The organism is Pontibacter sp. E15-1 (assembly GCF_022601975.1).
Lineage (GTDB): Bacteria > Bacteroidota > Bacteroidia > Cytophagales > Hymenobacteraceae > Pontibacter.
This window is the reverse complement of sequence record NZ_JAKVIR010000018.1, coordinates 103918-121499: the sequence shown is the minus strand read 5'-3', so window position 1 is coordinate 121499 and position 17582 is coordinate 103918. Positions and strand designations below refer to the sequence as shown.

Genomic DNA, 17582 nt, shown 5'->3' with positions numbered 1-17582 from the left:
CGAAGCAGAAGATTTGGACAGGGCACCAAAACGATATATGCTATACCCGCACAGCATCAGCAAAAACCACTATAAATCCATATTCGAGCTGTGCTCCACGGTAAGCGTGCTGTTGTCTTTTGTCTGGAGAGAGAAGCCGTCGAATTTCCAGTCTTCGGCGTAGGCAATTTCACCGGCTGTGCTGGCCTCAATCGAAATGTTCCGGAACCTGAAATTCTCGATGGAGGATTGTGCGATGCCACTGGCCGAAAGGGCTTTCTCGGCATGCTGCACCCGGATGTCGGAGATGTATACATCTTTGAATTTGGGGATGCCCAGTTCTTCGGGCTCAACCTTGTGTAGCATGGTTTTCCAGTGCTGCGGAATCGAGTCGTAGGTATACCCCTCTGGCAAGGTGGAATAGCTGTAGCTGGGGTTCCAGTTCATCGACACCTCAATCGGCACTTTCACGCCATTCATCTCGATATCCTGCATATAAATGTCTTCCACCGTGCCGCCCCGGGTGGTGGCTGACTTAAAGCGGATGCCCACCCCGGTGCCCTTGGCCTTCAGGTTATACGCCAGCACATGCCGGATACCGCCCGAGGTCTCGCTGCCGAAGGTAATCAGGCCGCCGCCCGCCCGCGAAATGCAGTCCCGGATCACCACATACTCCGTGGGCCGGTTCACGCGCAGGCCATCCCAGTCGCGGCCCGCCTTCAGGCAGAAGTTGTCGTCGTTGCAGTCGATGTCGCAGTTTTGCACCAGCACGTAGGAAGAAGAGTCGATGTCGATGCCGTCGGTGCTGGGGCCATGCCCGTCGATGTTGTTCTGGATCACCACGCCGTCTACCGTCACGTGGTCGGAGTAGAGGACATGAATCGTCCAGAAGCCCGCTTGTTTCATCGTGATGTCTTTGATTGTAACATCCGACGACTCCGAGACGAGCAGCGTGCGCGGGCGTTTGGCGTCGTAGTCCACGATCCAGCGCAGCCCTTTGGGCTCATACTCCTTGCGCAGGTTCCAGTAGGCATCCCAGAACGGCTTGCCCTGCGCATGCACCACGCCTTTGCCCGAGATAGCGACGTTCTCCTGGTCCAGCACATTAATCAGCGCAGAGGGCCACTTCATTTCGATGCCCGCCACGCGCGTGTCGATCTCTGGGTAGTCGGCCAGGTTCTGGCTTCCCAGCAGTTGCACGCCCGCATCAATTCGCAAGTGCACGCCTTTTTTCAGGTAGATGGAGCCGGTGAGGTAGTCGCCGGGCCTGAAGGTGACAATGCCGCCGCCCCTGGCCGCGCAGGCATCGATGGTGGCCTGTATGGCTTTCGTGTTCAGCGTCTTCCCGTCGTTCACGGCGCCGTATTTCGTCACGTCATACCCCTTTTTCCGGGCAGGCAGTTTCCGGGCACCCACTTCTTTCGCCCAGGCCGGCGGGGTAAATTCGTCGGGAACGGTTTTCCCCCTAAAGCCAGCGAAGGCAATAACCAGAACTGACAGAACAAAGAGAAAGGCGATAGGCTGTATTTTCATATTAAAATGTTTACTCGGTAAATTGACTCCTTCTTGTTGCAGAAGTCCTCTGTGTAATTTCCAGGTTCTAAGTCTCCAACCCGCTGTTTCGGATTTCCTAATCCGAAACTTTTCCTGAAGCGGATTTCCTAATCCGCGTTAGCAGGACCACGGGGATTAGGAAATCCCCGGCAGGTGGCTTCCGGACTGGGAAGTCCGGAAGAGCTGTAGTGTACTAAGTATAAAGTATTAACCTGCTCATTGCCAGAGGTCTAGCGGGTGCGGGCCTGCCGCGGCGGTTTCGGTTTTTTCAGGTGGACGTACGTTGGCGTATCCCGGTCGCAAGTTAGCTGGCCATCGGTGTAGTGCAGTTCGGTTACCTGGATCACGCTGCGCTTGGCGGCAACGCTTTCTTCGGGGGCGGGAGCGGCTTTCGAGCGGCCGGGGTGCGTGAAATAAAACAGATAGGCCCTGTCGCCGCTGATCACCACGTCAGGGTGGCCGCCGATTGCCTGGTCGTCCTTGCCTTTTCCGGGATGCTCGAGCAGGCGTTCTTCCTGTGCCTGCCAGGTCAGCAGGTCATCCGAGCTGTATATGCCCAGGCCTTTCCACAGGTCAATCACCATCCAGTACTTTCCTTTCCAGCGAAAAACCTTGGGCCCCTCGCCGTGTGCGGCCACAGCCTTGCCCTTGTCCTGCCACTGGTATAGGTCTTGACTGTCGGCGTAGTAAATGGATTTGCCGTCGCGCTCGTTGTTATACCACATGCGCCAGCTGCCATTCGGCAGGCGGTATACACAGGCATCAATCACCTTGTCGTTCACCAGCGGCAGCGTGGACTGATAATCCCAGGTGAGCAAATCGGTGCTGGTGAGGTGCACAATCTGGCGGGGATGGTTACAGTCGGCGAAGACGCCCGGCACATAGGTCAGGTACATATGGTATAAACCGTTGTGCTCGATCACCTCGGGGGCCCAGTGGGTATAGCCTGCGTCCGAGCGGTAGGTAATGTTGGCCGTGTCGCGGTAGGCCCAGGTGGCTCCCCCGTCCACCGACTCGGCAATCCCGATGCGGGTGCCGTGCACCCAGGTCACGCCAGTGGCTGTCGCGTCGGTGGCGCGGCGGTTGGTATAAAACATAAACCACTTCTTTTCCTGCTTATTCCAGATCACCACCGGGTCGGCAGCCCCGTCGAACACAGGGTCGGCGAACAAGGGCATGGGGGCCAGTTTGCCGGTAGCCCCCGACTGTGCGGCCAAGCTGAGCGGAAGCAGGGCAAAGAGGATGGCCAATAGGTATAACTGGGGTGATTTTCTTTTGTCAGGAGGATTCAACATCGGGTTACGTCAGTTTCAGGCGAATATGCAACACGAAAGGTAAGGGAAACTCGCCGACTTTCTGTCCTGCGCTATCCTGTATGGGGAGCGGTGTGGGTTTTCGGAGGAGTCTCTTCGCAGGCGTTCCCCGCCGCATGCCGCAAAAGCCTTGAAGAAAAAAAAACGCTAAAGTGCTGAAGGGCGGGATACCGCAGGATAGGCTTCTGTATCGGATTGGCTAAAATTGGAAAATGCAGCAGCGCACGGAGGCTCCGGACGCAGGCTTGCAGACTTCCGACCCTAAGGTGCAGCGAACGCAACCGCTGCGATTTTTTCTCCTCCGAACAATCACCTCAACCAAAACATAAAGAAATATGGGTAAACTATATGATTCCTTTAGAAGCAGCTTACTCCTGACAGTCGTGCTGTGCCTGGCCCAACTCACGGCCTTCGCCCAGACAACTGTTTCCGGGAAGGTAACCTCGTCGGATGGCCGGGAGGCTTTGCCCGGCGTCAGCATTGCCCTGAAAGGCACGACCACGGGCACCGTTACCGCCGTGGACGGCACGTATACCCTCGCGGCACCGGCGACGGGCACCTTGGTGTTCTCTTTTATCGGCTATACCCCTCAGGAGGTGGCCATCAACGGCAGGGCCGTGCTTGACGTGCAGCTTGCGCCAGACATAAAAGCCCTGGAAGAAGTAGTGGTGGTGGGGTATGGCACGCAACGCAGAAAGGATGTGACCGGGGCCGTGTCCTCGGTGAGCGCCAAAGACTTTAACCCCGGCGTGGCCGTGGCACCTGAGCAGCTTATGCAGGGCAAAGTGGCCGGCGTGAACATTGTGCAAGACAGCGGCCAGCCAGGCTCGGCTTCTACGGTGCGCATCCGGGGGGCCAACTCCATCTCTGCGGGCAACGACCCGCTGTACGTGGTAGACGGCGTGCCGCTGCAGTTTGGCACGGCCAATATGTTTGTGTCGTCGATGCAGGGCAGCTCTCCGTTTTCGTCGCAGCCCTCCAACCCGCTCAACACCTTAAACCCGGCGGACATCGAGTCGATTGACATCCTGAAAGACGCCTCAGCCACCGCCATCTATGGTTCCAGGGGCGCAAACGGCGTGATCATCATCACCACCAAAAGCAAGAAAGTGGGCGAGTCTGTAACCTACGACGCGTATGTGGGCACCTCAACCGTGCGCAAGACACTGCCGTTCCTGTCTGCCGCCGAGTACAGGGACTTCGCTGAAAACAACAACCTGGCCTACCCCGACGAGGGCGCCGACACCAAATGGCAGGATGAGATTTTCCGGACTGCCCTGAGCCAGAACCACAACCTTGCGTTTGGCGGCGGAAGCGCCACCAGCAACTACCGGGCATCGGCCGGGTATACCTCCCAGCAGGGCGTTATCTCGTCGTCGGGCCTGAAGAAGTATACCGGCAGGTTCAATGCCAACCACCAGGCCCTGGACAACAAGCTCAGGGTCAGCGTTAACATGACCTACGGAAAGATATTTGAAGACAACACCCCGATCTCCTCCAACATCAACAACGAGGGCGGCAATATACTGAAGGATGCCCTGCGCTGGTCGCCCACGCTGCCGGTGCGCAACCCCGACGGGAGCTTTTACCAGCTAGGCGAGCTTCGGATCAACCCGGTGTCGTGGGTGGACGTGGACGATGAGCGCAACACAGACCTGTTTCTGGGGAACGCCAACGTCTCTTACGACATCCTGAACTCGCTGACCTTTAAAGTGAACATGGGCCACTCCAACGAGTCGGTGGAGCGGTTCACCAACGTGCCGGCATCGCACCCGGCCGGGGAAACAGAGGGCGGCAGGGCTTCCATCAATAAGCTCAAGAACTACAGCTCGCTGATCGAGACGACCTTGAACTTCAGCAAAGACATCACGCCGGGCAGCAACCTGAGCGTGCTGGGCGGGTACTCTTTCCAGCGCTTCGTGAGCGAGTTTACCTTTACGGAGGCAAACAGGTTCGTGTCGAGCGCCGTGAAGTGGAACCTGATCCAGTCCGGCAAAATCCTGTCGAACACCTCCTACAAATCGGCCAACCGGCTGAGCTCCGTGTTCGGCCGTGTGAATTACAAGCTGAAAGACCGCTATCTGGTGACCTTTACCCTGCGCAACGACGGGTCGAGCCGGTTTGGGGAGAACAACCGCTGGGGGCTTTTCCCCTCGGGTGCCCTCGCCTGGATCCTGTCTGAAGAGGAATTTTTGGGATCCTCGCCTATCAGCAACCTGAAAGTGCGGGCTGGGTATGGCATCACGGGTAACCAGGAGATCCCCAATGATTTATACCGCCAGCAGCTGTCCATCGCGGGCTCGTCGGTATACGTGCTGGGCGGCGAGGCCATACCCAGTGTATTGCCCACCAACTTCGCCAACCCCGACCTGCAGTGGGAGCAGACGAGCCAGCTGAACCTGGGCGTGGACTTCGGCATCTGGGAAGAGCGCCTGACCGGCTCGCTGGACTATTACCGAAAGCACACCAGCAACCTGCTTCTGCAGTTCTCCACGGCGTCTCCCTCGGTGGTGCAAAGCCAGTGGGCCAACGTGGGCGAGGTGGAGAACAAGGGGGTTGAGCTTGCCCTGAACGCGAGTATCATCCGGAACGAGGACCTGCAGTGGGACGCCAACTTCAACATATCCCGCAATCGCAACGAGGTCATCTCCCTGTCCAACGACCAGTTCTCGCGGGATGAGATCCGGACTTCCCCTTTGTCGGGCGTGGTGAGCAACGGCGGCCAGACGCAGATTATCCGGCCGGGGCTGCCCCTGGGCACGTTTTACGGCCGGAAGTTCACCGGTTTCGACGACAACGGTATGGAAACCTACCTGGACGCAGACGGTGTGGACGGGGCGGATTTAGTGGTGATCGGGGACGCGCAGCCGGATTTCCTGTACGGCTTCACCAACACGGTGCGCTGGAAGCAGTTCGACGCCAGCGCGACCCTCCGGGGAGTGGTGGGCAACGACGTGCTCAACAACACAGCCGCCGAATTCTCCTACCCCAACTCTGCACCGGGCATCAACATCCTCCGCTCGGCCCTCGACAACAACGTGAGCCGCGCGCAGATTCCGCAATTCTCCTCCAGGTGGATAGAAGACGCCAGCTATTTGCGGCTGGACAACGTGAGCGTGGGCTATACCTTCAGCACCACGGCCATACCCTACCTGCAGCGTGCCCGGGTGTATGTGACGGGCCAGAACCTGTTCGTGCTGACGGACTATACCGGCTTCGACCCCGAGGTGCGGACCAACACCAACCAGGGAGGCATCGCCCCGATCGGCATCGACTACCTTTCGTATCCGCGGCCGCGCGTGCTGCAGCTAGGTGGCAGTTTCTCTTTTTAGCGGTTGTGTAACACAGTTTAAATTTTAGCGAGATGATCAATTTCAGATTCTATAAAAATAAGAAAGTAGTGGTGTTGGCGGCGGCCCTGTTGCTGGCCTTGCCGAGCTGCGAGCTCGACGAGGAGGTATACTCGGTGTATACCCCCGAGACGTTTTATACCAGCGAAACCCAGGTGCTCTCCTCCCTGTCCGGGGTATACCGCAACTTTGCCCAGATTTCGGGTATGGGGGTGGAGTACCGCACACTGGAGCTTTCAGCGGACCAGGTGCTGACGCACGGCAAGATTCAGGGCTGGTGGGCCAACAACGATTTTGAGCAACTGATGGAGCACAAGTGGGGCCCGGACCACAACTACCTGAACGGCACCTGGAACACTTTCTTCCAGACGGTGGGCCAGGCCAACGCCCTGATCGCGGCGCTGGATGCCTCCAAACTCGAAGGGGTGGGAGGGGCCAAAGCCGAGCTGAAAGCCCTGCGCGCCTATGCCTATTTTTACCTGATGGACCTGTTCGGCAACGTGCCCATTTTTACGGAGCCCAAGGTAGACCCCAATAACCTGCCCGAGCAGAACACCCGGACCGAGGTCTTTAACTTTGTAGTGGCGGAACTCAAAGAGGCCGCCGCCGACCTGCCCTCGCAGACGGAGGTAGGAGGCCAGTATTACGGCCGCCTGACCAAAGAGGCGGTGTATGCGCTGCTGGCCACCGTGTACCTGAATGCCGAGGTGTATACCGGCACGGCGCAGCTCGACGGGGCCATCGAATACGCCGACCTGGTGATCAACTCGGGTGCCTACATCCTGCTGCCCGATTACTTCGACAACTTTAAGCACGACAACGAGGAGAACAAGGAGTTTATCTTCGGCGGGATTTATACCCCCAACATCCCCGGGGGCATCGGCCACCCGCTGGTGCAGAAAGTGCTTCCGGGCATTAGCGGCGGTCTGTTTGGCTTGCCCTATACCCCCCAAAACGGCTTTGGCACCCGCCCGTCTGTGGTGGCCCTGTATGAAGACCAGGACGCGCGGAAAGGCATGTTCATGACCCCGGGCGAGCTGAAAGACCCCAGAACCGGCGAAACCGTGCTGGTGGAGCGCATCGTGCCGGACAATAACTCGCAGCTCTACAAGCCGGGTGTTTCCAAAGGCGACCCTGTGCCCTACGTTATCATACCGGCCACGGGCATCCGTAACCAGCCCATGAACGCGGGCGAGAAGTGGATCAAGTGGGGGCTGGACCCGAACACCAACGGAGGCAACGCCGGCAACGATATCGCTTTTATCCGCTACGCGGACGTGCTGCTGGTAAAGGCCGAGGCCCTGGCCCGGCAAGGCAACTTTGGGGCGGCGCTGCCCCTCATCAACCAGATCAGGACCCGGAGCAACGCCTCTGTGCTAAGCTCCCTCACCCTGAATGACGTGTTTGAGGAGCGGGGCAGAGAACTCACGTTCGAGATGTCCAGAAGGAGGGACCTGATCCGGTTTGGGAAGTTCACCAATGCCTGGGAATTCAAGGAGGCCTCCGAGCCTTTCCGGGTGCTCTACCCGATTCCGAGCCGCGCCATTGACGCCAACCCGAAACTGCAGCAAAACGCGGGGTACTGATTTTGAGGTGGTAGTGGCCGGCTGTTGCTCTTAGGGCATGCAGCCGGTTTTGGGGCTGTCTGCCCGCGTGGATAGAGGTATCCCACGTGTGGCAGGCAGCTTCTCCTCCCACCTTTTCCCAGGGTGGCTTCGGCCATACCCCTTACTGAATTGCTTTCAATGCCTCAAGTAAACACGCATCACTAAAACCCGAAACTATGCCTAAACCATATTTTGCCTCAGCTATTCTCTCACGGGTGCTTCGCCGCCCCTGCCAGGCCGGTATAAAGTTGGCCTTTGTCGGTCTTTGCGCCTTGGCGATAAACCCGGTGGCGCAGGCGCAGGTGGTCAACGGCGTTGATTACGCCGACCGGGCGCACGTAGACCATACCTTCGATATGGCGGGCACGGACATCTTCGGCCAGCGCTTCCCCTCCGAAAGCCTCACGATTGTGGACCCCGTCACGGGCGTGAAGGTGACGGCGCTCACCACCTCCCGGCACAGCAGCTCCAAGATCTACCAGGATCATCCGAACTGGACCGCCGATGGGAAATACATCGTTTTCAGCTCGAACCGCAACACGGCGGCAGGAGGCAACGTGACCTTCGCCAGCAACCGCGATGCTCGGAGTGGGCGGCAGTTTTATGCCATATCCATGGACACCCACGAGATTGTGCAGGTAACAACCGGGGCGAACACAAAAGACCTGCTGCTCGGAAACAAAAAAAACGTGGCCTTTTATATCCGGGACAACCAGGTGATTGAATTCAGCCTGGGGAAACTGCTGGCTGACAGCGAGCGGAAGAAGGTGCAGGACGTGACAGGGTATGAAAAGGTGGTGGCCACGCTGCCCGACGCCCTGAAGCCCGGCGGCATGTGCCTGGACATAAACGATAACAGGATTTTTTTCTCGACGAAAGAAGGCGAAAATCGCTCGGCCATCTACAGTGTGGAATTTGACACCAACAAAACCACGAAGCTGGCAGAGGTGCCTTTCCGGACAGGTCATTTTCAGGCGAATCCGTTCGTGTCAGGCGAAATGATGTATTGCTGGGAAACCGGCGGCGATTCACCCCAACGGATGTGGCTACTGAATGTCGATAAGCAGGGCAACGTACAAAACCGCCCGATCTACAAAGAGAAAGACGACGAGTGGGTGACGCACGAGGTGTTTGCCGCCCCAGACTATGTGCTGTTCAACGTGATGGGGCATCTGGACCGACTCAGGAAAAACCCGACAGGCATCAAGCTGCTGAACACCCGGACCAACGAGGCCAGGCTGCTGGGACAGGCGAAAGAATCAGGAGGCTACTGGCACAGCGCGGGCACCAAAGATTTGAAATGGGCTGTGGGCGACTCATTTGATGGCAATATCTACCGCCTCAACATTGAAACCGGGGAAGCCACGCTGCTCACCACCGGGCATCGGCCTACCACCAAAAGCCCGTTCTCCAGCCAGGCCCACGCCCACCAGTCCATCAGCCCCGACGGCAAGTGGGTGCTCTTCAACTCCAGCCTGCTCACCGACAGCGACCTCATGCTGGTGCCCCTCCACCCCGATAAGTCGACTGCGCAGCGGTAAAGAGCAGCAAAGCGCCCTTCAAAGCTAAACCCTCTCTATTACTATGGCGCAAGCGTCCGCTTGTGCTCACTATGCTAGTGCTTTGCCAAATTAAAAATTAGAAATTAAGAATTAGAAATGAGGCCTAAAAGCCGTTTCTATACATATAAAAACAACCGCTAATTCTGGTCATTAAATTGGTTGAGTACTAGTAGCGGTAGCGGCACAAGCGGACGCTTGCGCCAGCGTGCAGAGCAGTAAGGGGATGGAGAGCTGTTGGGTGGTATGATTGGGTAGCACCTGATGGGGTATGGAAGTTTGTATCAATACTGCACGAAAATACTCCAATAGGCACAACCCACTCGCTATTGGTATCCGAAACGATCCTGGGTGAAAGGAGTCCTTGGTAAATCATGAAGTCACATCCTCGAATAGCCAGCTTCAATTCCCATCCGGTTTCACGGCGGTCACGTCCGGGCTTTGGGGAAGGGCCCAGTTGGCAAAGGCGTCGGGGTGGGCGGGGTCGAAGGGGCGGACATCCTCCCGCAAGTAAGCAGCGAGCTTCAGGTTGTTGCTCTTTATACCCTCCACAATGCCCCTGGCAAGTTGATACGCGCCGTAGGTGCTGAAGTGGGTGTTGTCCTCCAGGGCCTTGTCCTGACCCGGAAACGTGTTGGCCGGATAGTGCACAAAGGCTTTCTTTGAGTTTTCAGGGCCCATCGCCTCATAAAACTGCTTGCTCATGGCGTTCAGGTCAATCACGGCCACGTTCTCTTCCTGGGCCGTCTGGCGCACCGCCTCCGGGTAATCTCCCAGCGTGTTCACAATCTTTCCGGCCCCGTCGAAATTGCGGCGATGCATCGAGGTAACCAACACCGGTATCGCCCCACGTTCCCGGGCTTCGGCAATAAAGTGCTTCAGCATCTCCTTGTAGGTTGTAAACGGATCGACGTGCGAGGAGCCGGGCTTCTGGTCGTTGTGGGCAAACTCGATGAACAGGTAGTCGTTGGGTTTGATCACGCTGAGCACTTTCTCCAGCCTTTTTTCACCGACGAAAGCCTTGAGGGTTTCCCCGGACTCGGCATAGTTGGCCACCACCACGCCAGGTTTAAAAAAGCGCGGCACCATCTGCCCCCAGGCGGCCCAGGGCTCATACTCCTGGTCTACCACCGTGGAGTTGCCCGCCAGGTACACCGTGATTATATCTTCTACTTCCCTGATCTCGATGGCAGCCACAGCAGGGCGGTCGTTGTTAAACTCCAGCGTCAGTTTGTCGTCCCAGTTCAGGTAGTTCACTTCCCTGGATTTCAGCCGTATGCTTTCCTGCTCATTGATTTTGGGCGTACGCACGTTCACCACGAAGGTATGGGCCTCCACTTTGCCGGCAGGCGTCTGCACGTCTTCCAGCATCAGCCGCCGCGACTCAGCTTTGACGGTGGTTTTAGAGGTTCCTTCCGCATCGCCGAGCAGCACGGTCACCTCATAGTTGCCCTCGGGCAAGTCCACGGTGAAGTAAAAAGGGGCACTGCTCGTGATAAAGTCGCTTTTCAGGGCATCTTTCCCTTTCCTGCTGATGGCCTCCAGGGGTGATTTGGAGATGAGGCCATACCCACGCGCCGCCGTATACGCCGTGCCCGGAAGCACCTGATCATACCCTTCCGCTACAGCCCCGGAGCCAAAGTCAAACTTTTTCAGAAGCGCGGAGGAAGCAGCGGGAGGTATAGCTGCGGTTGCCGTGATGGTAGCCGCCTCTTCGGGCTGTGTGGTTTTGCAGCCTGCAGCCAGGCAGCAGAGGGTAGCCAGCAGGGCTGCCTTCTGTGGAAGGAAGGGGTATAGGAGGAAGTTCAAAAAGCTCCGTTTCATGGGTGCGGTGTATGGATAAATGCGTGGAAAAGGAATAAGCTAGCGGGCTGAAAACTGTACCGCGCTGTCGTTTATTTCGTATTTGCTGCCCTTCAGCAGGTGGATGATCTCGGCGCCGGCCAGCAGCACGGGGCCATACCCATGGGCGGCATACACACTGATGGGGCGGTAAAAGTAGAAAGCCGGGTCGAAGGCCATACCCGTACCCACGCAGGTTCCCTCCACCTGGCCTTTGGCGTTTACCTGGGTTGCCACAGCGTTCCAGGCCAGCAGCACCATCGGACCGTAAGCTTGCCTGTCGATCCAGCCGCGGTTAATGGCCCGGGCAATGGAGTAGGTATAAATAGCGGTGGCAGAGGTCTCCAGATATGAGTTGTTGCGGTCCAGGAGCTGGTGCCAGAAGCCTTCGCCAGCCTGGTAGGCAGCAAGCCCCGCCACGTGCGCACGCAGCTGCGCCAGCACTTTAGGGTAGCCGGAGTGGTTCTGGGGCAGCACGTCCAGCAGCTCCACCAGCGTCATAACGGCCCAGCCGTTGGCGCGTGCCCAATGGAACTGCGGGTGCGGCTCCATACCCTGCACCCAGCCGTGCATATACAGCCCTTTCTCTTTGTTGAACATGCGCTCTGAGATTTGCACGACCTGTTTCACGGCCTCGTCATAGTAGCGCTGCTCACCGGTCAGCTTGCCCATTTGGGCCAGGGCAGGCACGCTCATGAACATGTCGTCCAGCCAAACGGTGTTTGGCAAGGGGCGGTTGCGCGCCAGGGTGCCGTCGGCCAGCCGGAACTCCTTGTTCATGATGTAGTCGATGTAGTTGTCGATGAGGGGGCGCACGTCTGCTTTGGTTACCCCGGCGCGGCTCGCCTTGATCATGGCGGCGGCCATGGCCCCGGCGTCATCCAGGGCGTGGGGCTGCAGCACCTGCCGGAGCGGGGTATCAAGTTCAGGGTTTTTCTTGATTTCCTTGCGGTAGTAGGGGGCCAGGTCGGCCAGGAAGCTCAGCCGCTGGGCGGTATATTTGGTGAAACGGGCATCGCCGGTGGCCTCACCCGCCAGCAGCATGCCCGCGTACGTCACGCCCCACTCGTAGCTGGTCAACCGGAAGTCTCCCTGCTCGATGACGGTGGAAGGGCTAAGCTTCTTGAGATCCGTGACGGGCTTTCCGGTTTCCTTGTCGAGCAGCCGGGCCGGGGTGGCGGCATCGAGGTAAGCATGTACCCGCAGCAACACCTGCGTCACGTCCTTTGCCGTGGCTTGACCGTAAGGGGTGGGGTAGTCGGGCTGCATGGCGTGCAGGGGCGTGGTGGTGTCCGACACCTTGGCCGGGGTCGTCTGCGCCTGCGCGGGCTGGAGCACGGCTGCCAGCGACAGCGCGAGACAGGCGCGCCATACTATTTTGCTTGCCCCCTGCCGGTTACGATTGAGGGTATAATCAGCTACATTTTTCATCGGTTTCAAATTTAGTTTTTGCCATCGTTATCGTCCGCCACCATTGCCAGTCTGAATTACCAGGTTTTAGCACCGCCACGGCCAATGTCCGATAATATCGGCAGGAAAAGCCAGCGAACCGTCCTGTGCTGACCGGTCTGTTCTTCATATAGACCCATCAGTCGTAGAGACGCAAAATTTTGCGTCTTATACCACTTGAAAGGAAAGGGTATACAGGGTGATCATTTGCTACTCTGCGCCTGGACTTAACCCATACCCAACCCATACCCAAGACGCAAAATTTTGCGTCTCTACAGGAGTGTATCCCAATGAGGGTATCCCGATGAGTGTGTCCCAGCGGATCACTTTATTTCTATATCCACTTCAGCTGCCAGTTGGCGGGCGAGGTTTTGCACGTAGGCCTTGAATCCTGCCTCGCTCTTGAATTTCTCATCGCTCATTTCCCAGCCTCCCACGGCGTAATAGGTCACGGGCTGGTTTTCCTGCGCCTTCATTTTGGCAAAGTACGCCCGAGACAGGTTACCGGTATCCGGGGCCGCGGTATACCCCAGGTAAGCGTCTTTCGGGAGGATGAGCGCCAGGCCCAGCAGCCATTCGTTGTTATACGTCTCGCGGTCATGCGTCAGCAGCACCACCCAGGTGTCGTCCACGTCAATCTCGGTCACCTGGCCGGATGGGTCCAGGTTGTTCATCCCGATCAGCAGCGTTTCGTCGCCCTGCAAACCCGACACGCTGGCCGTGTTGCGGTAGGCATACATGCCGGGCCAGATCGTGGGCTGCTCCGAGAGGGTATACCGCCGCGCCGTGCCGTCGGGCTGCCAGTTGGTATAGCCCAGGCGCAGCGCCGAGCGCACTGGCCCCTCGCACACAAGCCGCAGCGTGGTGCTTTCTATGTTGTTGACCGAGTCGGCGGCCGTGACGCCCAGGCGGTAGGGCGTGTCCCCGATCATCAGGGCAATACCGCCAATGCCCGTTGAGTTGCCCACCGCCATCACATCCCGGCCCCAGGCTTCCATCACGTGGTAGTTGTCTTCCACCTCCCCGGCGGCATTTATACCCACCGTCTCAGGCGACATATAGGACACCCGCTTTCCGAAGATGTCCTTTGCGTTGCGGCCGTCGAAATAATGGCGAAAGCCCACCTTGTCATTCTCCCAGGTCGGGCCGTCGGTCTGGTAGGGCTGGTAGCCATACCCTGCGCTTTTGGGCAGCTGGTTGGCAAGCAGGGTGTCGCTGGTGCGGGCCTGCACGGGCGTGTTTTGTGAGGTGCGCTTCCCGAACCGGACGCTGGTGCGGGGGGTATACCTGGGCTGCGTGGCCAGCCACGACAGGTGCAGCGTCTGGGTTCCGTTTGCCGGCAGGTCAGTCACAAAAAAAAGCTCGTCCCACTCTTGGTCGCCGTCCAGGTCGTCAGCCTGCACCGCCACTGTGTCGCCCTGTCCGGTCAGCAAAAGCGGGAAATTCATACCCTCCGGGATGGCCGTCAGCGCAGCGCGTTTTATCGCGATGCCTTTGTCGGTGAGGCTGATGGCGGAACGGTTGGTGAGCGTGATTTCCTGAGGCTGCGTTTTATCCCCTGACTGGCAGGAAACCACAGCGCCGCACAAACACGCGATGGAAAGCGAAAGAAGGCCATTTTTGATCATGGAGCGTCGGTTAAGTAGATGGCTGCGCGCACGTGCATGCAGTTTATCAAAAATAGAAACGCACGGCCAAAAAGCTATCCTGCCCTGACCTGTAGTGGCAAGTTGGTTTTTGGTTGAGGACAGCAGCTGGCTGCGGGTTTACAGGATAGAGCAGGATAGGGGACTTGCCTTTTCGCGTTAATTTGAGGTGCTTTAAGGTGGATTCACGAGCTACGGGGCAAGTACATCTTGCTCAGATTTCCCGTGGGCACCGCCTGAGCCACGAAGGATAAAAACGAACGAATCAGAAGAAAAAAAGCATGCGCACTTTTAAATTACCTTTTCCCAAGAGTATCCTGGTATGCCTCTGCCTGTTTGCCTGCGTGGCGCAGAAACCGGCAAAAGAGTTGCCGAAGAAGAATGAAGTGCTGAAGACCCTCACGCTGGCCAATGCCTACTTCATGCAGAAGTGGCCCGACCCAGGTAAGGAGGTGGTAACCAACAAAACACGCCCCAGCAACCTCTGGACGCGCGCCGTGTACTACGAGGGGCTGATGGCCCTATATGCGGCCGACCCGCAGCAGCGCTACTACGACTATGCCGTGGAATGGGGTGAGAAGCACAACTGGGGCCTCCGCAACGGGGTGCATACCCGCGACGCCGACGACCAGGCTGCCGGGCAAACCTACCTCGACCTATACCAGATTGACCCAAAACCTGAGCGCATTCGCGACATCAAGGCCTCCGTCGATAGCATGGTATACTCCGACAAGAAAGACGACTGGCACTGGATTGATGCCCTGCAAATGGCCATGCCCGTGTACGCGAAGCTGGGCGTGCTCAAGCAGGACGATGCGTATTTCGAGAAGATGTATGACCTGTACAACGCTGCCAAAACCGAGATCGGCGGGGGGCTATATAACCCGGAGGACAGCCTGTGGTGGCGCGACGCCGATTTTGTGGCCCCATACACAGCGCCCAACGGCGAAGACTGCTATTGGTCGAGGGGCAACGGCTGGGTGGTGGCGGCACTCGTGCGCGTGCTGGACATTATGCCGAAAAACGCCCCGCACCGCGACGAATACCAGCAGACGTACCTCGAGATGATGCAAGCGCTGGTGCCGCTTCAGCGCCCGGACGGCTTCTGGAACGTGAGCCTCCACGACCCCAACCACTTCGGCGGGAAAGAGACTACCGGCACAGCCCTTTTTGTGTATGGCATGGCCTGGGGCGTAAACAACGGCTTGCTGGCCCCGGAGGTATACAACCCGGTGATCACAAAGGCCTGGAACGCGATGGAAAAGGAGGCGGTGCACCCCAACGGTTTTCTGGGGTATGTGCAGGGCACCGGCAAGGAGCCCAAAGACGGCCAGCCCGTGACCTATACCAGCAAACCTGATTTTGAGGACTACGGCCTCGGCTGCTTCCTGCTGGCAGGCACCGAGATAATGAAGATGAAATAGGGGGGCAAAAACCGGGGAGCTTATTGCTTCGATCTGGAGTTAATGAGTGTAATCCGCTTTACTCTCGCGCCCGAAAAAAACCACCCCGCCTGCGGCACCCCTCCTTGAAAAAAGGAGGGGAGTTTGAAAAGAGTTACCTGGTGCCTCTTGATAAATTAAATGGCTTACTTTACCGCTGCCCCGCAGCTGCTCCGGTTACTGCAGCTTTTCGAATTCCGCTCTGGTGACGGTAAAGATGGTGCCGTGGCGCATGCCCTTCGGAAAGGAGATTTGCGCCGAGATATCCTCCCAGTCTTTCAGGTTCTCAGACTGCACTGCGCCCATGCTGTGCTCGGTATACTTGTCGAAGTAAACCAGCCACTTGTCATTCACTTTCAGCGTTGTGGGGCCTTCTGCCCAGTACTTGCCCGTGATGGCGGGGCTGGCGGGGCTGTAGGGGCCGGTCAGGTGGTCGGCGTAGGCTATCCTCAGGTTCTTGGCGGCAGGCTCGCGGGTTTCGTCTTTCAGGAACATCACATACCGGTCACCCTCGGGCACTATGGTGGCATCGATCACGTTGAAGCCCGGCTCGTAGAGTAGCTTCGTGTCTGAGAAACGCGCGAAGTCCCTGGTCGTGGTATAGTACATGCGGTGGTTATACCCATTGTCGGCCGTGGACTGCGTTTCGGGGTACAGGCCCGTGACGGTGGAAGCCCAGTAAATCATATACTCCTTTGTCCGGGCATCATAGGTAATCTCCGGGGCCCAGGTGTTGCGGGCCTCGGGCTCGTGCGCCATCACGGGTATAAACTGCTGCTCCGACCAGTGGAGCAAATCCGGGGAGCTGGCGTAGCCGATGCCTTTCTCGTTCCAGCTCACCGTCCAGACCATGTGAAAGCGGCCGTCGCCGCCCCGGATAATACAGGGGTCGCGCATCAGCTTGTCGTTGCCGGCGGTGGGCTTCACAAAAATGGAGTCTTGCTTCAGGGCTTGCCAGTTATACCCGTCCAGGCTGTAGGCCAGGTGCAGGCCGTCGCCGTTTCCTTTGAAGTAGGAGAACAGGTATACCTCCCCCTCCGCGCGTTGCTGAGGTTGCTTTTGCAGACCGGCACAAGCCGAAAGGGATATCAGAATCAGGCACAGTAATTTTCTCATGTTCATTGCCCAAAGGGGCCGCTAGGTTAGGTATGGATATTCGGTATGGTATAGGAAAAATCCGTCGGAAGCACTTCTGAGAAGCAGGGCAGGCTGCCGAGGCTGGAGAAGGCTGTTGCTGCACTGCTGTTGGGCCGGGTACGCGAAACTGGCTGCTAAATATCTGGGGAATAAGTATAAGTTGCAAGAATTTATAACAATCCGATTAAATTCCCGGCTGGCATTTGGCGCGTTATTCATCCCGCCGGGCAGCCGAAACCCGGACCTAAAGTACCCGACAGCCGTTTCTTTGCAGCGCATCCCCTGCGCCACACCCCGGCAAGGCTGGTCCCGCACCGGACACCACAGGATTAGCAAGCGAAACTATTTGAGAAGATTGCACTGGCTGAGAATTTCACTTTCCGGAAACGGTACCCGGAACCGAAGGCGCTAGCCGCCCGCTTGCCATACCGGGCTGGGTATACCCAACAGAAAGCCCGACTGTGGCGGTCGGGCTCAGAGCAGGTATAAATTTTACCCCTTTGCGCTGCAAACAAGTGCCTTTAGAATCGGGAAGCACACATTTTGCTTTCACAGGACTTCCGCATCGAATTGAAACACGGAGCGAAAGCAGTATGTAGCCTGCCGTTGTTGTGTGTTCTCACCAACAACTTGTAGGTCAAAAGACGCAACAAGGGCAGCTTTGCGAAAGTCCTGTTTCAAATGAACTTTATACATGCTCCTAC

General features: G+C 57.7%; 10 protein-coding genes. 4 read left to right on the top strand and 6 right to left on the bottom strand.

Annotated elements, in window-relative coordinates; all coding sequences use genetic code 11:
• Positions 1 to 69: 69 nt before the first annotated feature.
• Together MKJ04_RS13960 and MKJ04_RS13955 are read right to left on the bottom strand one after the other, a co-directional pair.
• Positions 70 to 1512: a glycoside hydrolase family 28 protein gene (locus MKJ04_RS13960; RefSeq protein WP_241642268.1), complete on the bottom strand. Its 1443-nt coding sequence runs from the start codon at positions 1510 to 1512 to the stop codon at positions 70 to 72.
• Positions 1513 to 1763: 251 nt separating this feature from the next.
• Positions 1764 to 2828 carry a family 43 glycosylhydrolase gene (locus tag MKJ04_RS13955; protein ID WP_241642267.1) on the bottom strand — a complete coding sequence of 355 codons (1065 nt, stop codon included), beginning with the start codon at positions 2826 to 2828 and terminating at the stop codon, positions 1764 to 1766.
• A gap of 353 nt (positions 2829 to 3181) precedes the next feature.
• Here MKJ04_RS13955 and MKJ04_RS13950 point away from each other — a divergent pair, with 353 nt between their 5' ends.
• The 3 genes from MKJ04_RS13950 (at position 3182) to MKJ04_RS13940 (ending at position 9344) form a co-directional block, all read left to right on the top strand.
• Complete coding sequence (locus tag MKJ04_RS13950) at positions 3182 to 6178, top strand: SusC/RagA family TonB-linked outer membrane protein (RefSeq protein WP_241642266.1); 2997 nt, start codon at positions 3182 to 3184, stop codon at positions 6176 to 6178.
• A 32-nt stretch (positions 6179 to 6210) separates the two neighbouring features.
• Positions 6211 to 7782 (top strand): RagB/SusD family nutrient uptake outer membrane protein, encoded by a 1572-nt coding sequence (locus MKJ04_RS13945; RefSeq protein WP_241642265.1) that lies wholly within the window; start codon positions 6211 to 6213, stop codon positions 7780 to 7782.
• Between the two features lie 197 nt (positions 7783 to 7979).
• Positions 7980 to 9344 carry a TolB family protein gene (locus MKJ04_RS13940; protein ID WP_241642264.1) on the top strand — a complete coding sequence of 455 codons (1365 nt, stop codon included), beginning with the start codon at positions 7980 to 7982 and terminating at the stop codon, positions 9342 to 9344.
• A 420-nt stretch (positions 9345 to 9764) separates the two neighbouring features.
• Here MKJ04_RS13940 and MKJ04_RS13935 read toward each other — a convergent pair whose 3' ends face one another.
• From MKJ04_RS13935 to MKJ04_RS13925, 3 genes are all read right to left on the bottom strand, one after another.
• Positions 9765 to 11186, bottom strand: coding sequence for a rhamnogalacturonan acetylesterase (locus MKJ04_RS13935; RefSeq protein ID WP_241642263.1), 1422 nt, complete (start codon positions 11184 to 11186; stop codon positions 9765 to 9767).
• Positions 11187 to 11225: 39 nt separating this feature from the next.
• Complete coding sequence (locus tag MKJ04_RS13930) at positions 11226 to 12635, bottom strand: glycoside hydrolase family 105 protein (RefSeq protein WP_241642262.1); 1410 nt, start codon at positions 12633 to 12635, stop codon at positions 11226 to 11228.
• Positions 12636 to 12976: 341 nt separating this feature from the next.
• Positions 12977 to 14281: a DUF4861 domain-containing protein gene (locus tag MKJ04_RS13925; protein WP_241642261.1), complete on the bottom strand. Its 1305-nt coding sequence runs from the start codon at positions 14279 to 14281 to the stop codon at positions 12977 to 12979.
• 299 nt (positions 14282 to 14580) lie between these two features.
• Between MKJ04_RS13925 and MKJ04_RS13920 the strand changes: the two genes are divergently transcribed.
• On the top strand, positions 14581 to 15723 hold the full coding sequence (locus MKJ04_RS13920; protein WP_241642260.1) for a glycoside hydrolase family 88 protein: 1143 nt from the start codon (positions 14581 to 14583) through the stop codon (positions 15721 to 15723).
• A 195-nt stretch (positions 15724 to 15918) separates the two neighbouring features.
• Here MKJ04_RS13920 and MKJ04_RS13915 read toward each other — a convergent pair whose 3' ends face one another.
• Positions 15919 to 16857 carry a glycoside hydrolase family 43 protein gene (locus MKJ04_RS13915; RefSeq protein WP_241642259.1) on the bottom strand — a complete coding sequence of 313 codons (939 nt, stop codon included), beginning with the start codon at positions 16855 to 16857 and terminating at the stop codon, positions 15919 to 15921.
• Between the last annotated feature and the right edge of the window lie 725 nt (positions 16858 to 17582).

Bases quoted from the DNA above. Each gene is read 5' to 3' on its own strand.
- MKJ04_RS13960 (WP_241642268.1), bottom strand. From the start codon at position 1,512: ATGAAAATACAGCCTATCGCCTTTCTCTTTGTTCTGTCAGTTCTGGTT.
- MKJ04_RS13955 (WP_241642267.1), bottom strand. From the start codon at position 2,828: ATGTTGAATCCTCCTGACAAAAGAAAATCACCCCAGTTATACCTATTG.
- MKJ04_RS13950 (WP_241642266.1), top strand. From the start codon at position 3,182: ATGGGTAAACTATATGATTCCTTTAGAAGCAGCTTACTCCTGACAGTC.
- MKJ04_RS13945 (WP_241642265.1), top strand. From the start codon at position 6,211: ATGATCAATTTCAGATTCTATAAAAATAAGAAAGTAGTGGTGTTGGCG.
- MKJ04_RS13940 (WP_241642264.1), top strand. From the start codon at position 7,980: ATGCCTAAACCATATTTTGCCTCAGCTATTCTCTCACGGGTGCTTCGC.
- MKJ04_RS13935 (WP_241642263.1), bottom strand. From the start codon at position 11,186: ATGAAACGGAGCTTTTTGAACTTCCTCCTATACCCCTTCCTTCCACAG.
- MKJ04_RS13930 (WP_241642262.1), bottom strand. From the start codon at position 12,635: ATGAAAAATGTAGCTGATTATACCCTCAATCGTAACCGGCAGGGGGCA.
- MKJ04_RS13925 (WP_241642261.1), bottom strand. From the start codon at position 14,281: ATGATCAAAAATGGCCTTCTTTCGCTTTCCATCGCGTGTTTGTGCGGC.
- MKJ04_RS13920 (WP_241642260.1), top strand. From the start codon at position 14,581: ATGCGCACTTTTAAATTACCTTTTCCCAAGAGTATCCTGGTATGCCTC.
- MKJ04_RS13915 (WP_241642259.1), bottom strand. From the start codon at position 16,857: ATGAGAAAATTACTGTGCCTGATTCTGATATCCCTTTCGGCTTGTGCC.